Here is a 636-nt window from a genome sequence, read left to right on the forward strand (position 1 = left end):
TCTTGGGATTGGCGGCCAAAGCCCGGGCAAGATTGATGCGCTGCTTTTGACCACCGGATAATTCACCAGGCCTGCGATAGCGCATAGTGCGCGGGATCCGCACCATATCAAGCAGTTCGTCGACCCGCGCTTCCCGGCTTTTGCCGTCCATACCGTGATAAAAGCTCAATGGGCGGGAGAGAATGTCCCCAATCGATTTGGCCGGATTAAGTGCGGTATCAGCAAATTGAAAGACAATCTGCAATTGGCGCAATTGCTCGCGACTACGATAACGCAGATCGCTTGGCATGTCCTCGCCATCGAAGCGTATTTTGCCCCGCGCCGCAGGCAAGATACCCGCAATCACCCGCGCAAGCGTGGACTTGCCACAACCCGATTCACCAATAATCCCTAGGTTTTGCCCGCGGGAGAGTTCAAGACTGACATTGTCGACCGCAATCATCGCCGGTTCACCACCGGTTCCCACCACACCATAGCCGGCAAGGATATTCTCGACCTTCAAAAGTGGGGCGGGGCTTTGCCTCTCCTGCTCATCCATTGTTGCACGCGCATGAGCGACAGGCTCAAAGGCTGCCAGCAGTTCCTTCGTATAAGGATGCTGCGGATTATGCAGAATATCTTGTGTGGAACCCATTT

Annotated in this window: 1 protein-coding gene; it reads right to left on the reverse strand. The window is 54.9% G+C overall.

Annotated elements, in window-relative coordinates:
• The coding region (locus QSJ70_RS27355) for an ATP-binding cassette domain-containing protein (RefSeq protein WP_285541362.1) at positions 1–636 on the reverse strand (636 nt) is incomplete at both ends.

Origin of the sequence: Brucella sp. NBRC 12950, from assembly GCF_030268145.1 — a bacterium.
GTDB lineage: Bacteria > Pseudomonadota > Alphaproteobacteria > Rhizobiales > Rhizobiaceae > Brucella.